17 protein-coding genes and 2 pseudogenes are annotated in these 19,254 nt (G+C 70.3%); 4 read left to right on the top strand and 15 right to left on the bottom strand.

The window, feature by feature from the left end; translation table 11 throughout:
* Positions 1-60 precede the first annotated feature (60 nt).
* The 6 genes and pseudogenes from ABIE67_RS03330 to ABIE67_RS03305 all read right to left on the bottom strand — a co-directional run.
* Positions 61-1,194 (bottom strand): ABC transporter permease, encoded by a 1,134-nt coding sequence (locus ABIE67_RS03330; RefSeq protein ID WP_370252885.1) that lies wholly within the window; start codon positions 1,192-1,194, stop codon positions 61-63.
* Positions 1,191-2,696: a sugar ABC transporter ATP-binding protein gene (locus tag ABIE67_RS03325; protein WP_370252883.1), complete on the bottom strand. Its 1,506-nt coding sequence runs from the start codon at positions 2,694-2,696 to the stop codon at positions 1,191-1,193. The genes ABIE67_RS03330 and ABIE67_RS03325 overlap by 4 nt, the downstream gene beginning before the upstream one ends.
* Positions 2,697-2,811: 115 nt before the next feature.
* Positions 2,812-5,673, bottom strand: coding sequence for a SpoIIE family protein phosphatase (locus ABIE67_RS03320; protein ID WP_370268119.1), 2,862 nt, complete (start codon positions 5,671-5,673; stop codon positions 2,812-2,814).
* Positions 5,674-6,278: 605 nt separating this feature from the next.
* Positions 6,279-6,527 (bottom strand): hypothetical protein, encoded by a 249-nt coding sequence (locus tag ABIE67_RS03315; protein ID WP_370269675.1) that lies wholly within the window; start codon positions 6,525-6,527, stop codon positions 6,279-6,281.
* A complete protein-coding gene (locus ABIE67_RS03310; RefSeq protein ID WP_370269671.1) occupies positions 6,524-6,769 on the bottom strand; it encodes a hypothetical protein in 246 nt (81 codons plus the stop codon). Before ABIE67_RS03310 ends, ABIE67_RS03315 begins: the two co-directional genes overlap by 4 nt.
* A gap of 29 nt (positions 6,770-6,798) precedes the next feature.
* Positions 6,799-6,894, bottom strand: a pseudogene (locus ABIE67_RS03305) (hypothetical protein); the annotation flags it as partial.
* Between the two features lie 9 nt (positions 6,895-6,903).
* On the opposite strand from ABIE67_RS03305, the gene ABIE67_RS03300 reads away from it, so the two are divergent.
* The gene (locus ABIE67_RS03300) at positions 6,904-7,098 is read left to right on the top strand and encodes a hypothetical protein (protein ID WP_370269667.1); all 195 of its coding nucleotides are present in this window, start codon (positions 6,904-6,906) and stop codon (positions 7,096-7,098) included.
* Here the strand turns inward: ABIE67_RS03300 and ABIE67_RS03295 are convergent.
* From ABIE67_RS03295 to ABIE67_RS03275, 5 genes and pseudogenes are all read right to left on the bottom strand, one after another.
* A pseudogene (locus ABIE67_RS03295) lies at positions 7,092-7,343 on the bottom strand (family 1 glycosylhydrolase); the annotation flags it as partial. The gene ABIE67_RS03300 and the pseudogene ABIE67_RS03295 overlap by 7 nt on opposite strands.
* Before the next feature lie 12 nt (positions 7,344-7,355).
* On the bottom strand, positions 7,356-8,183 hold the full coding sequence (locus ABIE67_RS03290; protein ID WP_370252881.1) for a carbohydrate ABC transporter permease: 828 nt from the start codon (positions 8,181-8,183) through the stop codon (positions 7,356-7,358).
* A gap of 18 nt (positions 8,184-8,201) precedes the next feature.
* Positions 8,202-9,161 (bottom strand): carbohydrate ABC transporter permease, encoded by a 960-nt coding sequence (locus tag ABIE67_RS03285; RefSeq protein ID WP_370252879.1) that lies wholly within the window; start codon positions 9,159-9,161, stop codon positions 8,202-8,204.
* Positions 9,162-9,171: 10 nt separating this feature from the next.
* On the bottom strand, positions 9,172-10,425 hold the full coding sequence (locus ABIE67_RS03280; RefSeq protein ID WP_370252877.1) for a sugar ABC transporter substrate-binding protein: 1,254 nt from the start codon (positions 10,423-10,425) through the stop codon (positions 9,172-9,174).
* Positions 10,426-10,515: 90 nt separating this feature from the next.
* Positions 10,516-11,577 (bottom strand): LacI family DNA-binding transcriptional regulator, encoded by a 1,062-nt coding sequence (locus ABIE67_RS03275; protein WP_370252875.1) that lies wholly within the window; start codon positions 11,575-11,577, stop codon positions 10,516-10,518.
* Positions 11,578-11,820: 243 nt separating this feature from the next.
* On the opposite strand from ABIE67_RS03275, the gene ABIE67_RS03270 reads away from it, so the two are divergent.
* The gene (locus ABIE67_RS03270; protein WP_370252873.1) at positions 11,821-12,246 is read left to right on the top strand and encodes a hypothetical protein; all 426 of its coding nucleotides are present in this window, start codon (positions 11,821-11,823) and stop codon (positions 12,244-12,246) included.
* Positions 12,247-12,491: 245 nt separating this feature from the next.
* Here the strand turns inward: ABIE67_RS03270 and ABIE67_RS03265 are convergent, their stop codons facing one another.
* Complete coding sequence (locus ABIE67_RS03265) at positions 12,492-13,037, bottom strand: hypothetical protein (protein ID WP_370252871.1); 546 nt, start codon at positions 13,035-13,037, stop codon at positions 12,492-12,494.
* An 878-nt stretch (positions 13,038-13,915) separates the two neighbouring features.
* The gene (locus tag ABIE67_RS03260) at positions 13,916-14,131 is read right to left on the bottom strand and encodes a hypothetical protein (protein ID WP_370252869.1); all 216 of its coding nucleotides are present in this window, start codon (positions 14,129-14,131) and stop codon (positions 13,916-13,918) included.
* Between the two features lie 400 nt (positions 14,132-14,531).
* On the opposite strand from ABIE67_RS03260, the gene ABIE67_RS03255 reads away from it, so the two are divergent.
* Positions 14,532-15,635 carry a pentapeptide repeat-containing protein gene (locus tag ABIE67_RS03255; protein ID WP_370252867.1) on the top strand — a complete coding sequence of 368 codons (1,104 nt, stop codon included), beginning with the start codon at positions 14,532-14,534 and terminating at the stop codon, positions 15,633-15,635.
* A gap of 857 nt (positions 15,636-16,492) precedes the next feature.
* Here the strand turns inward: ABIE67_RS03255 and ABIE67_RS03250 are convergent.
* A complete protein-coding gene (locus tag ABIE67_RS03250; RefSeq protein ID WP_370252865.1) occupies positions 16,493-17,761 on the bottom strand; it encodes an MFS transporter in 1,269 nt (422 codons plus the stop codon).
* A 96-nt stretch (positions 17,762-17,857) separates the two neighbouring features.
* Between ABIE67_RS03250 and ABIE67_RS03245 the strand changes: the two genes are divergently transcribed.
* Positions 17,858-18,238, top strand: coding sequence for an ArsR/SmtB family transcription factor (locus ABIE67_RS03245; RefSeq protein WP_370252863.1), 381 nt, complete (start codon positions 17,858-17,860; stop codon positions 18,236-18,238).
* Between the two features lie 290 nt (positions 18,239-18,528).
* On the opposite strand, the gene ABIE67_RS03240 is transcribed toward ABIE67_RS03245, so the two are convergent.
* A complete protein-coding gene (locus ABIE67_RS03240) occupies positions 18,529-19,035 on the bottom strand; it encodes a GNAT family N-acetyltransferase (protein WP_370252858.1) in 507 nt (168 codons plus the stop codon).
* Positions 19,036-19,254: the final 219 nt, after the last annotated feature.

Genomic DNA, 19,254 nt, shown 5'->3' with positions numbered 1-19,254 from the left:
TGGCTCCTCGCGGAGGGATGCGCTGAGAAGGTGCGGCCGGGGGGTGTGCGCGGACGTGGGTCAGGGGGTGCCGCCCCCCGTGCCGCCGTCCTGTGTCGGGGGGGACGACGGTTCTGTCGTCGTGGTGGGCGAGTCTCGGGCCGTGGTGGCGCCGGTGCGCAGGCGGCGGCGCGCGGCGTAGCCGGCGAGGCCGACGGCGAGGAGCAGGGTCCCGCCGTGGAACAGCGGGACCGTCCAGAAGTCGGCGCCCATCTGGCCGATTCCGGTGAGACCGACGGCGAGGACGGCCACGGCCACCAAGGTGCCTATGGCGTTGGGGCGCCCCGGCTTGATCGCGGTGGAGCCGAGGAGGGCGCCGACGAAGGCGGGCAGCAGATAGTCGAGGCCGACGCTCGGATTGCCGATCTGCTGCTGGGCCGCGAGCAGCACTCCGGCGAAGCCGACGAGCAGTCCCGACGTGGCGAAGGCGTACACGGTGTACTTCCGGACCGGGATGCCGAGCAGGTCCGCGGCGCGCGGGTTCGAGCCGACGACGTACAGGTACCGGCCGAGCGGCAGCCGCTCCAGCACCAGCCAGAGGGCGGCCGCGAGCACGAGCACGTAGAAGGCGGGGACCGGAAGCCCGAGGAACGTGGAGTTGTAGATGTCGGTGAAGGCGGCCGGAAGGCCCTGCGGACCGGGGACGATCCTGCCGCCGTCGGTGATCCGGCCGGTCACGGCGTACATCATGCTGCCGGTCCCGAGGGTGGCGATGAACGAGTCGATCCGGCCGAACTCGACGATGACACCGTTGAGGACGCCGACGACGCACCCTCCGACGATCACCGTGAGGCAGGCGAGTGGCCAGGGCCACCCGGCATGGACGACGAGTTGCATCACCATGACGTGCGCCAGGCCGAGGCCGTAGCCGATGGAGAGGTCGAACGCGCCGGTCACGATGGGGACCATGGCGGCGAGGGCGAGCACCGCCGGGATCGACTGGGTGGACAGGATCGAGTCGACGGTGCCGAGGGTGGGGAAGGTCCGCGGCAGGGTGAGGGAGAAGACGAGGAAGAGCAGGGCGGTCAGGGCCAGAAGGCCGTAGGCGCCGACGACATGTCCGCTCGTGCCGCGCAGTCGGGCGGCGCGGCGCGGCCGGTCCGGGCGACGAGGCCGCGGCCGCCGGGGTGCGGCGGGGGAGGGCGAGGCGGTCACCGGTTCGCCGCTGTTTCGGCGGGAGGCAGGGTCGAAGCCGCTCGGGTGAGCCCGGCGACGGTGAGGGACGGGCCGCTCAGCTCCGCCGTCACGGAGCCGCGGACGAAGACCAGGGCACGTCGGCATACTCCAGCGACCTCCTCGAAGTCGCTGGAGATGAGGAGGACCGTGAGACCGGCGGCCAGCGCCTCGTCGAGCAGACGGTGAATCGCGGCCTTGGCGCCGATGTCCACACTCGCTGTGGGCTCCTCCAGGATCAGCAGGCGCAGGCCCACCCGGAGCCACCGGCCGATGATGACCTTCTGCTGGTTACCACCGGACAGGGTGGTGATCGCGGCCTCGCTGTCGCGGGGACGCACCGCGAACTTTTCGATCAGTGTCGCGGCCTCTTGGCGTTCCCGGCGCGGACCGATCCAGCGCAGCGTCGGCAGGCCGCCTGCGCGGGGGTTGGCCAGAAAGTTCTCCCGCACCGTCAACTCGCCGAGGCAGCCCTCCAGTTGTCGGTCGCCCGGCACGAGCGCAACTCCGAGTCCGACGGCTTCGGCCACCGCACGGGGACGGTATGGGCGTCCACCGAGCAGGGCCCGTCCCTCGAGGAGGGGCCGGGCACCCGCAAGGGCGCGGCCCAGTTCCATGTGTCCCGCACCCGTGAGTCCCACCAGGCCCAGCACTTCCCCCGCCCGCAGCTCCAGGCTGACCGGTCCCGTTCCGGCGGTCCGTACGCCGTCCAGAGCGAGCACGGCCGGCCCGTCGGCGGGCGTCGGGGCGGGGCGATGATCGGCCGGTTCCTCGCCGATGATGTCGTGCACGAGGCGGGCCGGGCTGTGGCCCGCCAGCGAGCCGCGGCTGATGAGTCGGCCGTCGCGCAGGACGGCAAAGGTGTCGGCGACCTCGTACACCTCGTCCAGGCGGTGGGTGACGTAGAGGATGCCGTGGCCACGGGCGCGCAGAGTGTGCAGGACGCGGAACAGCCGGGCGCCGTCCGCGGCGGGCAGGCGCGCCGTCGGCTCGTCGAGGACGATGAGCCTCGCCCGTGCCGCCAGAGCTCGCGCGATGGCGACCAGGGAACGCTCGGCCGGGGTGAGCGCGGTGATCGGTGCGTCCGGGTCGAGATGTCCGGCGACGGCCCGCAGGGCCTCGGTGCACCGCTCCCGTGTCCGCCGCCAGGAGATCAGTCCGGCGCGGCGCGCATACCCGGTGCTCAGGGCGATGTTCTCAGCGACCGACATCCACTCCACCAGACCGAGGTCCTGGTGGATGAAGGACATGCTGCCGGAAGCGTCAGGGCTCCCGAGCGGGTACCCGTCCACCGTGATCTGCCCCGCGTCGGCGTGGTGGACGCCGGCGAGCACTTTGATCAGGGTGGACTTTCCGGCTCCGTTGGGACCCAGGAGGGCGAGGACGCTGCCTGCGTGGACATCGAGGTCGACCCCGGCCAGCGCGATGGTCCCGCCGAACCGCTTGGCGAGCCCACGGACACGGACCAGAGGTTCCACGGCCATTCCCGGTGATCGGCCTGGCGGGTCTTCCCGACTGTCACGAGCGATACTAGCGGCACTTATATCTACATCTCAGACGTTTGTACCTCTTTGTGACTCCAACGGGTCAGCCGTCTCCTCACCCGCCGTGCAGGCCGCATTCGGCCCAGATGACCTTGCCCTCCGGGGTGTAGCGCGTCCCCCAGCTCTGTGAGAGCTGCGCGACGAGGAAGAGACCGCGGCCGCCCTCGTCGGTGGTGGCAGCCCGGCGCAGGTGGGGCGCGGTGTCGCTGGTGTCAGAGACCTCGCAGATCAGGGTGCGGTCGTGGAGCAGCCGTACCCGGATGGGCCCGGAACCATGGCGGATGGCGTTGGTCACCAGCTCGCTGAGCATCAGTTCCGCGGCGAAAGCGGCCTCGTCGAGCCCCCAGTCGGCCAGCCGGCGCATGGCCGATGCGCGGACTTCGCTGACGAGGGCAGGGTCGGCGGGCAGGTCCCAGGTGGCGATGCGCTGGGGGTCGAAGGCGTGGGTGCGGGCGACGAGCAGGGCGATGTCGTCGCAGGGACCGGCGGGCGCGACGGTGTCCAGGATCACCTGACACGTCTCCTCCGGTGTGCGCTCCAGGTGGGCCAGGGTCCCGCGCAGCTTGTCGAGGACCACGTCGACGTCTCGGTTCCGGTCCTCGATGAGTCCGTCGGTGTAGAGCACCAGTTGGCTTCCTTCGGGGAGATGGACCTCGACGGCCTCGAAGGGCAGGTGCCCGAGGCCGAGAGGGGGCCCGGGGGGCAGCTCCGGGAAGAACACCCTGCCGTCAGGGTGGGCCAACGCGGGTGGGGGATGGCCGGCGCGGGCCATGGTGCACTGCTGCGAGGTCGGGTCGTAGATGGCGTACAGGCAGGTCGCGCCGATGATGCCGGCGCCGTCCGAGGCGGGGTCCTCCCGGTCCAGGCGTCCCACGAGGTTGTCGAGGTGGGTGAGGACCTCGTCCGGAGAGAAGTCGAGCTCGGCGAAGCTGCGTGCGGCGGTCCGCAGCCGGCCCATGGTGGCGGCGGACAGCATGCCGTGGCCGACGACGTCGCCGACGAAGAGGCCGATACGGGCGCCGGAAAGCGGTATGACGTCGTACCAGTCGCCGCCGACGTCGGATTCGGCGGGCAGGTAGCGATGGGCGACGTCGACGGCGTCCTGGTCGGGCAGGCCGTGCGGGAGCAGGTTGCGCTGGAGGGCCAGAGACATGGTCCGTTCGCGCGTATAGCGTCGGGCGTTGTCGATGGACAGCGCGGCGCGGGCGGCGAGTTCCTGGGCCAGCGAGCGGTCGTCGTCCTCGAAGGGGGAGGACTGCGCACTGCGGTAGAAGCCGACGAGGCCCAGTACGGCACCGCGGGCGAGCAAGGGCACGGCGATCAGGGAGTGAACCTGACTCAGCAACTGCTCGGAGAGCTCGGGGTCCTCGGGGAGCCAGCCCGCGGCGGCCTTCAGGTCCGGCTCCAGGACCGCCTGCCCGCTCGTCAGGGACCGCAGCTGCGGTGTGGTCGGTCCGTACTCGACCTGCTGGCCGACCGGGCTGAAGGGGCAGTCGTCACGGATACCGTGGACCACCGTTCGCCGCAGGTCATTGCGGGGATGGGCGGACTCCTCGCCACGCAGTACGGCCTCGGGCAGGTCGATGGTGACGAAGTCCGCCAGCCGCGGCACCGCTGTCTGAGCGAGTTCGTGGGCGGTGCGGCGTACGTCCAGGGTGGTACCTATGCGGGCGCCCGCCTCGGACAACAGCTCGAGCCGGCGCCGCGCCGCCAGGGCATACGTCCCCACGTGCGGTTCCCCCACCAGTACGAGCCCTCTCGCGGGAGGCGGGGAGTCGTGGTGGCCGCCCGTCGCGTCGACGACATCGGCGGCCGGACCACCGTCGCCGTGCACGGCGGCCTGGCCGGGTGCCGCTTCGGGCTGGAGTCCGGACGGCGGTACGGAGGAGAGCCCCCCGGGCACCGCGCCGACGGTGAGGGCCCCGGACAGCGGGATGACAGGGGCGACGGCAGACACCATGGAGATGCCCAGTGGTTCATGGACCTGGTGGGGGACGGTGCGGGCGTCGCGTGGCGAGGAGGCGGGGAGCACGGCTTCGACGGCGTATCCCTCCACTCCCGAGGTGCCTGTCACCGGACGGCTCACGAGCGTGATCTGCCGACCGCCGGGCAGGGACACATCGACGGCGGCCCGCTGCCCGTGGGTGATCAGCTCGGCGGCCTTCTCCATGAGGATCGCCCGGTCCTGCGGGCGCAGCTCCGAAGCCAGTCGGTCCACTTCGACGCTGTGGCGCAGTCCGGCGGAAGCCTGCGCCCCGGCCTCCAGGTAGGCCCCCAGCAGAGCGCGCTCACGCGCGGAACTCTGCCGCAGCAGGCGCCGCTCGATGGCCTCCGCCGCCTTGCGTATCACGGTGTCCAGCGACGGGTCCTCGGCGCTGCGCGGGTACCCGAAGCACAGGACCCCCTCGATGCGCCCGCTGAGAGGGTCGCGCAGCGGCAGTGCCCTGCAGGCGCTGTTCTGGGAACGCTCGGCGAAGTGCTCGGCTCCGTAGACCCTGATGGGCTGCCGCTCCGCCAGGGCGAGACCGATCCCGTTGGTACCGGCGGACTGCTCGCTGAACACGAACCCCGGAACGCTCTGGATCGCCGGGAGGCTCCTCGCCAGCGACGCCTTGCCGAAACGGCGCAGGAGAACCGTTCCGCCGGCATCGGCGACGGAGATGTTCATCTCGCTGCCGTCGAACCGGGACCGGAGGCGGTCGAGAACAGGAACGGCGGCATCGAGGATCCGGCCGTCGGGTTCGAAATCTTCCCTGAAGGGAAGGTCGGACTGATCCGGAGACAAGCCCAGGGCGCGAGAGCGCTGCCAGGAATTCAGGATCGAGGGTCGTACACCCGCCTCGACGGCCTCACCCTGGAGAAACAGCTCACGAAAGCGGGCGGGTCCTGTGCCTGCTGTCGCACGCCCCGCCAGCATCGGTTCGCCGTCGGACCGACGCACGCTTCGCCTCACTCGTGTCATAAAGACCGCTTTTTGCAGAAATACCTGGCATTGATGAGGATACGGGCATCGGCAACCTGAGTCACGGCTGGCAAGTTCCACACGCACGATGAGCGGATCGTGCCGATACGGGCACCGAGAACACCAGCCTTCGAGCCACCCGCACCCGTTGCCGTTCACGACGAGCCGGCTCACCAACCCGGGGGACTCCCTTGCTGGGGACCTCGAAGCCGCCGATCCGCCGTCAGCTCTCCCCGACATCGGGGAGAGCTGACTGGCGGCGCCGCGCTGCGCGCCCTGAGGCACGCGTCCTGAGCCCGAACCGTGCGTGAGCTGCACGGCGCCTTCTGTGTCTCCCGCGGGCCTGCAAGGTGCCCTGCCCCTTGACAGCATCTGCGCCCGGGCACGGACGACAGCGAGACCGGCCGCCCAGGTGCGGGCCGTCCGCCCGGAGCTGGTCCTGCTTGGCACAGATTCGACGACCGGGGTCGGCCCGATGTCCAGGTCACCCGCGACAAGCCGGGCGCTGAGCGCCTCCGGCGTGGCCTTTGTGAGTCCGCGTCCGCCCCCGGTGAGCTGTGTCAGCTCCCGATGAGAAGTGCCGTGACCTGGGCCGTCCCCGCGGGTACGGCGAGCAGAGCGCCGAGCGCGGTCCGCTCGGCCGACGCCGGCGATCCGCTGTCGCCGGGTTCCGCCTGCGCTCCGACCAGCAGCACCTGCCACAGCCCCGGTACGCCCTCCGCCTCGACCGTGACCGTGTCGCCGTCGCGAGTCGTCCGGAAGGCAGCCGCCGTACGGCCCCGGGCGGAAGGGGGCGGGATCCGTGTCACGACCGTCGCACCGTGACGGGCGCGTGGACCCGCAGTGTCACCCCGCGCACCCAGTCGTACTCCGCCGCGTCGTCGCTCACGCCGTACGGGACGACAGAGCCGGGCCGGGCGAGCAGTGGCAGGCTGTCGTACCCGTACCGCCCGCGCCGCCGGCCGGGCCCCTGGACCTGTTCGCCCGACAGCACATGCGTCCAGGTGCCGTCCGGGACGTAGTAGTCCACGACGCCGTGGGCCGAGAACACGGGGGGGCGACGAGCAGATCGTCGCCGAGCATGTACTGCCGGTCGAGGGTGTGGCAGGCCGGGTCGTCGGGGAAAGTCGAGGATGATCCCGACCTCCCCCGCCCCGCCGCGCGCAGCGCGTGCACAGCCAGACCGTGGCCGACGAGCAGATGGTGTGCGGCGGCGAGCTCGCCCGCCGCGTGGCCGACGAAGCTGCTGCGGAAGGGCTCGTTGAGCGTGATCCAGCGGTCCACCCGGTCGCCGAGGCGGGCGGCGACCGCCCGGCGTACTCGGCGAACCGCTCCGCCGTCTCACGTACCCGCGAGCCGCCCCGGTCCTCCAGGGTCTGAGGGAGGTCCCAGTGGTAGAGGGTGGCGGCGGGCGAGACGCCGGAGGCCGGCAGCTCGTCGACGAGACGGTCGTAGAAGTCGAGCCCCGCCGCGTCGGCGGGGCCGGAGCGGGGCGGCTGGTCCCAGATGTCCGGGCCTCTGCCGTCCTCGTCGTACGCGCCCTCGATCTGGTAACCGGCCGTGGCGGCACCGAAGAAGAAGGCGGCGGGGAGCTCGGGGATCTCGGTGGACTCGGAGAAACTCACTGGGAGGAGCGCCTACTTGACCGACCCGCCGGTGATCCCGGCGGCGATGTACTTCTGGGCGACGACGAGCAGGACCGCGGCCGGTACGGCGGAGAGCACCGCGGTCGCCATGACCGCCCCCCAGTCGCTGACATGCGCGCCGACGAACTGGTAGATGCCCAGCGTGACGGGCTTGACGTCGTCCGTGGTGTTAAGGGTGAGCGCGAACATGAAGTCCGACCAGGCGAAGAGGAAGGTGAACAGTCCCGCCGTGATCAGGGCGTTGCGGCTCATGGGCAGCACGATGCGCACGAACGCGGTGAAGCGGTTCGCCCCGTCCACCATCGCGGCCTCGACGACCTCGCTCGGGATCGACACCATGAACGCCCGCAGCAGCACGACCGCGAACGGCAGACCGAGCGAGGCGTCCGCCAGGATCAGCCCCAGATAGGAATTGACGAGGTCGAGCTGCGCATAGGCGCTGTAGAGGGCGTTGGCGATGACGATGCCCGGAACCATCTGCGTGATGAGCGTCGCGAAGACGATGCCCTGGCCGCCGCGGAGCCCGAACTGGGCGAGCCCGTAGGCGGCGGGCGCCGCGAGCGCGAGACAGACGACGACGGCGCCGAGTGCGACGACGAAGCTGGTGAGCAGCGACCCGCCCTGGGTGCTGATCGCCGTGTCGAAGTTCTTCAGGGACGGTGAGACGGGGAACCACTCGGTGGCGGCGATGCTCGACTCGGGCTGGAGGGCGGTGTTCAGCATCCAGTACACGGGGAAGAGCAGCACGGCGAGGATCAGCAGCGCGGCGGCGGTGTTCCACACCGAACGAACGCGCGGAAGGCTCGCCGGTCGTTTCATCGGTCGGTTCATCGTCGGTCACTTCCCCTTGCCGAAGTCGGCGCGGTTGGCCCGCAGGTACAGCACGGCGAAGACCGCGCTGATGAGGATCAGGACATTGCCCACCACGGCGCCCTGGCCGAAGTCGAGTTGAAGGAAGGAGAGCTGGTAGGTGACCGTGCCCAGCGTCTGTGTGGAATCCGCGGGCCCGCCCGAGGTCAGCGCCAGGATCAGGTCGAGGATCTTCACCGTCGACATGAAGCCCAGCACGAGCACGACGGTGATCACCGGGCGCAGCATCGGCAGCGTGATGCTGCGGAACGTCCGCCATGGGCCGGAGCCGTCGAGCGACGCGGCCTCGTACAGGTCGCGCGGGATCTCCTGGAGGCCGCCGTAGAGGATGACCATGTTGAACGGGATGCCGATCCAGATGTTGACCAGGATCGCCGACAGGAGGGCCACGCCGGGACTGCTCAGCCACGGCACGCCGTCCTGCGGGACCAGGCCGACCGCGTGGAGGGCGGTGTTCAGCATGCCGTGGTCCTGGTCGAGGATGCGCCGCCAGACGACGGCGGAGACGACCATGGGCACGAGCCACGGCAGCAGCAGGACGGCGCGCACCAAGCCGGAGAGCCGGAAGCGGCGGGAGAAGAAGACGGCGAGGGCCAGGCCGATGGTGAACTGGCCGAGCAGCGAGCCCACGGTGAACAGGGCCGTGTGCCACAAGGCGTCGGTGAACAGCTCGTCGGCGAAGACGGCCCGCCAGTTGTCGAGGCCGTTGAACGGGGCCTCGCCGGTGAAGTACGTCTTCGGCGTGTAGTGCTGGAAGCTCATCACGATGTTGCGGACCAGCGGGTAGCCGAAGAAGAGCGCCATGTAGGCGAGCGCGGGAGCGACGAAGAGCCAGCGCAGCAGCCCGTGGCGCAGCGGAGCACGGCTGCCTGCGGACTTCGCTTCGGCGGCGCCCGTGGCGGGAGCAGGGGAGGTGATGGTGGTCATGGCCGGTTCCTCACTTCCCCGCCGAAGCCTGCTGCTGGGCCCGGTGCAGGGCCTGTTCGGGACTGGTCCGGCCCGTCAGCACGGACTGGAAGGCGCCCGCGAGCGCGTCGCCGACGACCGGCCAGCCGGTGCCGACCTTCGCGGTACGGGAGCGGGCGGTGGTGACGAGCTCGGCGAAGGCGGCCAGCTGCGGGTTCTGCTGCGCGTACGCCTGTGCGGCGGTGGCGCGGGTGGGCACGTTGTTGACCGATTCACCCCATTGGAGCTGGTTCTCCTCGGAGTTGAGGCAGTTCAGGACCTTGCCCGCGTTCTTCTCGCGGGCCGGGTCCTCGTCGTTCCTCGGTACGGCCATGACGGTGCCACCGATGGGCGGCACCGCCGGTTTGCCCGCCTCGGGCACCGGAATGCTCGCGACCGCCCAGTCCACCTTCTTCTGGGCATTGAGGACCGGCACCTGCCAAGGCCCATTGATCATCATGGCGGCGCGGCCCGCGACGAACTGGTCGTTGACGTCCTGCTGGTTCCAGTTGACGACGGACCTGGAGGCGGAGCCGTCCCCGACCAGGTCCTTCCAGAGCTGGAGAGCGCCCTCGCCCTTGCCATTGTCGATCTTGGCCTCGTCACCGCCGGCGGACCAGAAGAACGGAAGGAACTGGTAGACGCCGTCCGCGTTCGGGCTCGCGCTGAAGGCCATGCCGTAGGTGTCGCCCGCGGTCAGCTTCTTCGCGGCGACGCGCAGCTCCTCCCAGGTGGTGGGCGGGGTGATGCCCGCGTCCTTGAGGAGCTTGGTGTTGTAGATCAACGCGAGGGAATTGACGGAACGGGCGATGCCGTACTGGGTGCCGTTGTACGAGCCGAGGGATTTCGCGCTCGCGGAGAGGCCGGAGGTGTCGACCCCGACCTCGTCGAGCGGCCGCAGGCCCTCTGTCTGCGCGAACTGGGGCAGCTCCGACCCGTCGAGCTCCAGGATGTCGGTGAGCGAGTCGGACGACGCCATCCGAAGCGCCTTGGAGGCGATCTGGTCGGCGGGCACGCTGATCTGCTCGACCGTCAGGCCGAGCGGCTTGCTGCAGCGGTCGAAGAACCGCTGGTTGGCGGTGTGCTCGGCGGTGTCGGTCGCCGAGTTGAGCACGGTGACAGTGCCCGGGTCGGGCTCCGCGGCACAGCCGGTCAGCCCTGGCGCGACGAGGGCACAGGCAAGGGTGGCGGCGAGCGCGGGAACGCGTCCACCTCTCGTTCTGATGCGTCCTGCTATGAACGGCAAGGTTGGTCCTCCGTTACATGTGCGGCTCTGGACATGCGGTGGTCCGGCGATGGGACGTCGACGGCCGTGCCGTACGGGCGGTCCGAGTGGTCAGCCGGGCGACGGCGGGGCGACGGCGGGCCCGGCCATCCGCGGCTGGATCAGGTGGTGCGGCGCGTCGGAGGGCATGCTCGAGGCAGGTGCCGCGCCGGGCTCCTGAGAGGACGGTGGCCGGTCGTCGCGGCCGGAGCCGATCGCGTCGATGGCGAGCCGGGCCACCGCCGTGGACATCTCCGCGACGGGCAGATCGATCCGCGGCAGATGCCGGATGCCCAGCTCGTCCGGGAGGCTGCCGACGAGCACGACGGTCAGATCGTGAGGGACCCGCAACCCGGCCGCCGCCACCGCGTCCAGCAGGCGGGGGAGGAGGATCAGGTGCTGGACGACCAGCGCGGTCGGGACGGGCCGCGCCGTCAGCGCCTCGCTCAGCCGCCGCACCAGGACGTCCGGGTCGCGGTGGGACGGCATCACGCGTACCTCGGCCCCGGTCTCGGTGGCCGCTCGCCGGGCGCCGTCGAGACCGTGCAGGGCATAGCCGCGGCGTGCGGCGACCTCGTGCTCGGCCGACGAGAGGAAGAGGATCCGCCGGTGCCCGGCTGCGGCTGTCTCGCGCACGGCGAGGGCGACAGCGGCCTCCCAGTCGAGATCGGTCCAGGGCAGCGCCGCGTGATCGTCGTGACCGAGCAGCGCCCCGGGGAAGCCCAGTTCGCGCAGGACCTCGACACGGGGGTCGCGGTCCTCGACCGCCATCAGCACCGCGGCGTCCGCGAGCCTGCTTCCGGCCACCCGGCGCAGCCCGCCGACGCCGTCGCTGTCCGTCATCAGCAGCACGTCGTACCCGTGCACACGGGCGGCGTCGGTGACGTCGATCGCGAACCGCCCGTCGATCGCCCGGTACGCCCCGGGCACGCGCGGCGCGGCCAGCGCGAGCACTCGGGTCCGTGCGCTGCGCAGCGTACGGGCACTCGCGCGCGGGTGGTACCCGAGCTCGTCGATCGCGGCCTGCACCGCGAGCCGGGTGTCCTCGGAGATCTTGCGCGACCCGCTCAGGACGTACGAAACGGTGCTCGGTGCGACGCCTGCCCGCTCGGCGACGTCCTTGATCGTGGTCATCTCCACCTCCACCCGGCCCGCATGGCGTCCCGTCGGCTTTGTCGAATCAATCGAATCGATTCGACAAACGGGGTGACCTTAAGCACAGGGGGCCGGGCAGCACAATGCCTTGAGCGATACCTCCGGCTTGTGACGGGGGAGTTCGCCGATTCTGAGGGTCCGCGCCCATGCCGCCCGCCGGAACCGTACTTCGGCGGCTCCGCACCAGCGCGGCCGTCGTCGGCCCGTCGAACGCCGGTCCTGGTGGCGGCCGAGGAGGGCGCTGACTACACCCTCCACCTGTACCGCGACGGCCGTCTGGTGACCGCTCACGCCTGGTGGGCCGACCCCGCCGAGATGCCGACGCAGGAGGAGGCACAGGACCGGGCGACCGCGTTGGCGGCTGCCTACGGCATGACGGACCACCGACCCCTCACCGCGGTACTGCGCGGTACCGGTGATCCACGGCAGCACCTCGACGAGGCGTTCGCCACGCTCGGTCTGCCCTCACTCCCGGCCGGCTTCGGGTACGTCCCAGAGCCCGTGTCCGGGGAGCGGGGCGCCCAGCTGGTGGAGCGGCGGTCCTTCTTCCGCGCGGGTGGGGCACACGGCAGACGACCACGCCGCGGATCGCGCACGCGCTCCACACGGCACGGTCACGTCCGCTCAGCTCACGTCCTCATGGCCTGACCGGAGGACGGCACGCACGTGCCCCCCATGCATGTCCGCGAGTCGGCCCGCCCGGCTGCATGCCCACGACCTCCCATCAGCACCCATTCCAGGGGTGACCCACGTGCACGGCGCTCTCAGCTCGCGCCGTCACACGCGGCCACCGGGTAGGCGGATCTACACGATGGCGTGAGTGCCGTTCGCAACGCTGCTCCGCTTTCCCCACTCCGCCGGGGGCTGTTCCTGCTCGGCATGCACCCGATGCCTCAATGGCCGGCGAGGAGTTTCACGGCGACGACGGCAATGCCGATCAGGGTGTCCACGAGGCCCGAGAGCAGGGCGCTCAGAGGGCCGTTTCCTATGCGTAGGCCTGTTCGCCAGCCCCACAGGAACAAGGTGGCTACCTCTACGCCTGCGCTGATCAGCAGGGCGGTGTCCAGCTCCAGGGCGCCGAGAGCGGAGATCCCGACAAGCACCAGCGGGCCCGCTGCGGTGAGCAGCAGCGGACTGGAAACGTAAAGAGTGGTGCGGATCTCCTGAAGGGTGGCGCTGCGTCTGGTCAGCGCGCGGTGGGACTGTTCGTCAGCAACCAGGGTGGCGAGCCAGATCCCGAGTGCCGTGACGGCTACGGTCAGGGCCGATTCGAGGTGTTCAGGGTGGTCGGTCTCGGCAAGCGCGACGATGACGGCGGTCAGGGAAAGGGCCGCGTAGATGCGTTCCTTGAGGCGGGCGGCGGCGATGTCCCCCGCTCGGGCGGCCGTGACAGCCGCGGTGGGCGTCTTGTCCGCGTCACCCTGTTGTCCTGCAGCCATCGTGCATCACCCGCGCCTTCCGATAGCACACCGTAGAAACCCTTTGTGGGGCTTTGTCGCACGAATCGCGGGCGCTCGGCCGCTCAGGCGAACTGCCGAGCCGCGGCGAGCGGACCGGTGACGACGCCGGCGAGGACTCCGAGGAAGCCGGCGCCCGGCGCCGACTGACACTGAGTGAGCTCTTTCAGCGTTGCCGTTCCACGGCGAGGGAGGGAAGCGGTGCACGACGGCTGCCATGTCCTTCGCTCACCCGGCTGACCTACCGCGAGGGCGCTGACTGCGACCGGGATCCACCGACGTGGAGCAGTGGCTGTTCGGCGGCGAAGTACGCGCCCACCGTTCTGGGCTGGCAGCCGCTGGGACAGCGCGATGCGTCCCTGGGGCAGCCTTTAGGACCGCAGTGCAGGACCCGCCCGTCCAGTTCGTCGGCCGCGTGCGGCTCGGTGAGCCAGAGGCGGTGCAGCTTCTCGAAGACGCTGGACTCGTGCCACATCCGAGTCGGCGCCGGCGGGTCTGCCCGGAGCCGAACCCCAGCTCCAGCGGCTGTGGTTGCCGGCTGACGTCGTTGGGGAGCACACGCGAGATGCCCTGTTGTCACAGGCGGTCATCCGTCGGCTTCGGTCTCGGTGCCGCGGCCAGGGCGGCAGCAACGCCTCGATCAGCGCCCACAGTTCGGCATCCACGATCCACGGCCGATTCCCCACACCTCACGTTCCCCACACCTCACGAACGGCGGAATCGCCGGCCTGGTCACGGCCGACCAGCACGCCCCCAAAAAAAGGATCGTGTGACGAGCTCACGGCAAGGCCCGGCTGGGTAAATGCCGACGCCATTTCGGGGTGCGCCCGGGATGGCCGGTCCGGGACCGGGAGCGTGGCTCATGCCCGGCGAACCGCGTACCCCAGATACGTCACCAGCGGCCTGCTCTCCGGCTCGAGCACCATGTCGACGAGCTCCGGCAGCTGATCGTCGGTCAGCGTGCCACGCCTGCGTCCGCGCGTCGCGCGCACCAGGCCGCGTACGTCGCGCGGCTTGAACGCCGATGCGTCCTTCGCGGACAGCCCCGCCCGGTCGAGGGACTCGGCAAGCTCCACCGGGCGGCGCAGCCGGTGCGCGGCGTAACGGCCAGGCCAGGCGGGCCGTGCCGACGACCCGATCGAGTGGGGAAGCCGAGGTTGCGGTAGCAGCTGGCACGGCGTTCGTAGTAGTAGCCGCCTGCGGGGGTGAGGCCTGGCAGTGGGCATCGGTTCTGCCGCGTTCATTCCGAGGTGACTGTCCATGCGGGAGTCACTAGGCGGTGTGGTCTGGTGCACGTGTCAGCGGTACGCCACGCTGGTCGTCATCAGGAGAGGGGGGAGGCCCTGATGAGGTCGTCTCGTTGCGGCGATGAGACCGCGATCGTCCTCGGCTCTGGGCGGCCGACTGGGGCACGTGTCCGTGGGATCGGCTGTGACCGCGACTGAGAGGGAGTCGAACCCCGCTCCACGGGGTGTCATGCGCTGGCCCCTGGGCCTGCATATCGTCGCGATACTGGTCCTGGCCGTAGCCGCAGCGACCACAGTCTTAGTGCTGCTCTGGCTGGCGCTGGGGGCACCTCGAGTGCAGGTATCCGGCCCGCTCAAACCCAGCGACACATACGACGCCGTCAAGATCGCGTTAGCCGTTGTCGCAGGAGCAGGCGGCGTAGTTGCCCTCGTGGTCGCCTACCGGCGCCAGCATCTCAGCGAAGCCACCGATGCCCGCGAGTACGACAAGGCACTCATCGAACGCTTCGGCGCCGCAGCTGCACAGCTCGGGGCAGACCAGCCGGCCGTACGCATGGCCGGCGCCTACGCCATGGCAGGGCTCGCCGATGAATGGCCGCAGGAACGACAGATGTGCATCGACGTGCTGTGCGGCTACCTGAGAATGCCGCACGCCCCCGACCCACCCACCGACGACGAGGCGCTGGCGTCGTGGCGGCGTGAACGGGAAGTACGTGTCACCGTCCTGGGACTCATCGCCGCCCACCTGCGCGAGGGTGCGCCCGCATCCTGGCGGGGTCACGACCTCGACTTCACCGGTGCTGTCCTTGATGAAGCCGACTTCCGGGGCGCCCGTTTCACCGGCGGCGACATCCTTTTCATCAAGACCCTCTTCGCCGGCCACGGAACGGACCAGATCATCTTCGACGACGCCGACTTCGCCGAAGGCGCCCACGTCTACTTCCGGCTCGCCGAATTCCGCAGCGGCACCGTCCGCTTCAACCGCGCCACTTTCAGCGGCGGCTGGGTCACCTTCGACAGCGCCCGGTTCACCGGCGCTCACGTGACCTTCCGAGACGCTGCCTTCACGGCAGGCGAAGTCCCCTTTGAGGGCGCTGAGTTCGCCGACGGCACGGTCGACTTCACAGGCGCGGCCTTCACCGGCAGCACAGTGAACTTCGGTGAACACCACCTCCCCTCCATCTACCGCACGGCACCGCCCGCCCGCTTCAGCGGCGGCACCGTCGACTTGTCCCAGACAGCCGACTTCACCCACCCGCCCCAGTTCTCGCTGCAGGCACTGCCACCCGGGCTCCGGCTTCCGTCAGACACCAACATCTCCGACCTCCCCTGACGACGCAGCTCGACGTCTGGGAAGCATGCGGCGCAAGGACTGGGCGGCCGAGGTGTGGTGCGGGTGACAACTGCGGCACGTGACGGTGAACCGCCGGGGTGGTGCGCAGCGCCGTCACTCGGCGCGGGGGTGGCGGCCCAGAGGGCTGAACCCACTGGAGATATGGTGCTGATGGCCGACTGGTGACGCTCGGACGGACAACTGCGCAGGAGTTTTCCTGGCATTGATCGACCTGATGAAACGAAGTGCCGGTCAACTCTCCCGCTGCCAGATTCGATCCCGCCACGCCGGATCGCCGGCATGACCGAGCCGCAGGCGCGGCTCGAACCACCGGAGAGCAACCGCATGTTCCGTATGCCCCAGGCAGTCAAGTCCCCGAAGAGGTCCCGTCTCGCGAAGGTCGCGGTCGTCACGGCCGGTGCAACCGCCCTGACCGCGGGTCTGACGGGCAGCGCCAACGCAGCGGTCCTGAACCCTCTGCCGCGGAACGCGACCTTCGCGAGACGGGACCTCCTTGGGGTTCTGACACGGGCCCGGCCACAAGCAGCCACCGGTGGGACAAACTCCCCTCCGCCCCCGGCGGCGGCACCCGTGCGCGAGAACCTACAGCGTAGGAGCCCCGTCATAGCCGGCACCAACAACGCCGGCGTCCGCGGCGGACCTATGTGTCGACGTCCTGGCGCAGGTCCAGGAAGAACCGCAGCCGCACGCCGGGCTCCGGGTCGTACCGGGCGGTACGCAAGCAGCGGCGCACCACGGCCGGTTCCGGGTGCGCCGGGGACAAACGGTGTGGCTGTCGTGCGGGTACGGCTGCCGGTGCCGGACTCTTGGATGGCCGCGTCCGGCACCGGGCCGTGTCACGCAGGTTCCGGCACCCGGCGTCGGTCGGCGACGACCACGAGGCCGCCGATGACCGCGAGGCTCATCAGGGCGGTGCCGAAGACGGTCGCTCCGGTGGTCAGTCCCACGGCGTCGCTGAGGTAGCCGGCCGACACCGGCAGGATGCCCGCCGGAACGTAGCCGCCCACGTTGAGTGCCGCGTTGGCCTCGGCCAGCCGCTGAGGCGGCACGCTGGAGTTGAGCAGGGAGAGACCGCCGAGCTGGCCCATGCCCTGCCCGGCGCCGGCCAGCAGTGCGGAGGCGATGAGCACCGGGACCGACGACATGTGCACGGCGATGATGAGCGTCACCATGCTGACGGTGGTGGTGACCGCCCCAGCGGTCAGGATGGTGCGCCTGCGCAGTTTTTGCACCGCGAACTGCACGCCGGTGGCGGCGAGGAACATGACGAACGCCATCGCTCCGGCGACGATCCGGCTGGTGGTGCCGAGCAGCCCGGACAGCAGCGAGGGGCCGAGCGAGAGCACGAACGAGGTCGCGGTGATGCCGGGCGCGAACACGGCGATCCCCAGGACGAGTTGCCTGCTGGTGCCCTGCGGTACACCGGGCACGCGCACCCAGGCGCCCGTGGAGCGCGTCGCGGGACGCCGTACGGGCGTGCGCAGTACGGCGAGGATCGCGATGGCCAGCAGGACGATCTCGACGAGGAAGACGGTGACTGTCGGCGCGGGCAGGGTCTCGGAGAGGACGCCCGCGAGCAGCGGGCCGAGGCCGGCCCCGAAGACCATCGCGCAGGAGGCGAGCAGGGCGGCGAGCCGCTTGCGGTCCTGGCCCGCCACGTCTGTCACGGCGGCCATGCCCGCGGAGACGATGGCGCCGACGGCGATACCGGTGAACAGTCGGGCCGCGACGAGCGCGGCCACTGTTGAGGCGGTCGCGAAGATCACGCACGCCGCCACGGCGAGGGCCAGTGCGGGCAGCAGGACGAGCTTGCGCCCGAGCCGGTCGGACACGACGCCGGAGACGAGCAGCGAGCCGAGCAGCCCGACGATGTAGGAGGCGAAGATCACGGTCAGGGTGCCCTTGGAGAAGCCGATGTCTCGCTGCCACAGCACATACAGGGGGGTTGCCGCGTTGGACAGGATGAAGACTGCGGTCACCGGCCACGCGGCCAGCCACACCCACCAGGTGGGAGCCGTGGAGGCGCTCGCCTCCGGCCGTTCACTCGCTGCGGGCCGCTGCTGTTCCCTCACCGCCTTGACCGGCACCGTTCGACTCTCCGACATGGTCGCTCCCTCCGGGACGCTCAGTACGAGTTGAGTCGAACTTAACATGCAGTACGATTGAACTCGTACATAGATATGGACCATGAGGAGCTGCTTATGCCTTCGACGGGGAGTCCAGTGCCGGTGATCAAGGTGCTGCCGGAGCCCGCGGGGCTGCCCGAGCCGCTGCCCGAGCCAGTGGTCGAGGACCTGCGCCTGGAGGTGGTGCTGGGCGCGCTGAGCGATCCGCTGCGCCTGCGCATCGTGCGCAAACTCCTCCTGGAATCGGAGCGGTTCGACCATTCTTGCGGTTGGTTCGGCCTCGACCGTCCCAAGTCCTCCCTCACCCACCACTTCAAGGCACTGCGTGAGGCGGGCATCACCCGCCAGCGCCAGTACGGCCTGGAACGCCGCAGCCACGTCCGAGTCGACGACCTCAACGCCCGTTTCCCCGGGCTCTTGGACTTGGTCGCGGCGTGGACTCCGGACTCACGCTGAGCTGACGATGACGGGTGCGGTCCGCGAGGGCGTACCGGGGCGACCATGCCTCTCCTCGCCTCAGGCCCACGGAGCTCTTCCAACCGGGTTCTCCGCCCCCCCAGTGCCCGGCGATTTCGCTGAGTCTCCGCAATGGGCTGAGGGTGCCGATGGCGCGCAGGTGATCCATCAGAGTCCGGGTCCGGACGCGGGGCGCCGTGAGCGTGGCGAAGATGCCGCGCTTCGCCCCGGGACGGACCAGCCGCATGCACGAAGCGCGGGGCGCTGTACCGCGCCCCGCGCCGGGTGGGTCAGATACCGAACGGTGCGGCGTAGCGGACGGTTCCCCTGGGCAGCGGGTGCTCGGCATCCAGGGTGAGGGCCATCAGGGCCTCGTCGGGTACGTCGATGGTCAGGCCGATGCCGTGGGCGGAGGCGCGGGTGAAGCCGAACCGGGGGTAGTAGGTCGGGTGCCCCAGGACGACGACGTGGTGCTCGCCCATGGTCGCGGCCGCTGCGAGGGCGGCGCGGATGGCCGCGGAGCCGGCGCCGCTGTTCTGCCGCTCGGGTCGGACGGCGCACGGGGCCAGGCACAGGGCCGGGGTGTCGCCGATGTGGCAGCGCGTCAGCAGCGCGTAGCCGACGGGACGGCCGTTCTCTCCCGTGGAGACGAGGGACAGGCCCTCGATCCAGGAGGAGTCGGCACGCAGCGTGTCGACGAGGTCGGCCTCCAAAGAGGTTTCGAACGCGGCCAGGACGATGTCACGGATGGCGGGGATGTCGGCGCTGGTCTCAGCGCGCGTAATCCAGTTGCGCATGATGGATGAAGATCCGTTCCGGAGTGGTGTTCGTGTGGACGCCCCGCGAGCTCACGCTCCCGGCGAGGGCGGACAGGACGAGGTCAGGCCACGGCCCGGGACGTGAGGGAGACCCGGACACTGCGCACGGTGGCCGTGAGCGCGGTCATCAACCTCACCTCCCTCTTTCGCTGATCTGCCGTCGACACGAACAGAGACGGAGCATACACAAGGTCGGCA

The organism is Streptomyces sp. V4I8 (assembly GCF_041261225.1).
Classification (GTDB): domain Bacteria; phylum Actinomycetota; class Actinomycetes; order Streptomycetales; family Streptomycetaceae; genus Streptomyces.
Note: the sequence above shows the minus strand (reverse complement) of the source record. Positions and strands in the feature narration are given on the sequence as shown.

Coding starts and splice junctions, on each gene's coding strand:
- ABIE67_RS03325 (WP_370252883.1), bottom strand. CDS start 2,696: ATGGCCGTGGAACCTCTGGTCCGTGTCCGTGGGCTCGCCAAGCGGTTC.
- ABIE67_RS03320 (WP_370268119.1), bottom strand. CDS start 5,673: ATGCTGGCGGGGCGTGCGACAGCAGGCACAGGACCCGCCCGCTTTCGT.
- ABIE67_RS03290 (WP_370252881.1), bottom strand. CDS start 8,183: ATGAAACGACCGGCGAGCCTTCCGCGCGTTCGTTCGGTGTGGAACACC.
- ABIE67_RS03285 (WP_370252879.1), bottom strand. CDS start 9,161: ATGACCACCATCACCTCCCCTGCTCCCGCCACGGGCGCCGCCGAAGCG.
- ABIE67_RS03275 (WP_370252875.1), bottom strand. CDS start 11,577: ATGACCACGATCAAGGACGTCGCCGAGCGGGCAGGCGTCGCACCGAGC.
- ABIE67_RS03265 (WP_370252871.1), bottom strand. CDS start 13,037: ATGGCTGCAGGACAACAGGGTGACGCGGACAAGACGCCCACCGCGGCT.
- ABIE67_RS03255 (WP_370252867.1), top strand. CDS start 14,532: ATGCGCTGGCCCCTGGGCCTGCATATCGTCGCGATACTGGTCCTGGCC.
- ABIE67_RS03250 (WP_370252865.1), bottom strand. CDS start 17,761: ATGTCGGAGAGTCGAACGGTGCCGGTCAAGGCGGTGAGGGAACAGCAG.
- ABIE67_RS03245 (WP_370252863.1), top strand. CDS start 17,858: ATGCCTTCGACGGGGAGTCCAGTGCCGGTGATCAAGGTGCTGCCGGAG.
- ABIE67_RS03240 (WP_370252858.1), bottom strand. CDS start 19,035: ATGCGCAACTGGATTACGCGCGCTGAGACCAGCGCCGACATCCCCGCC.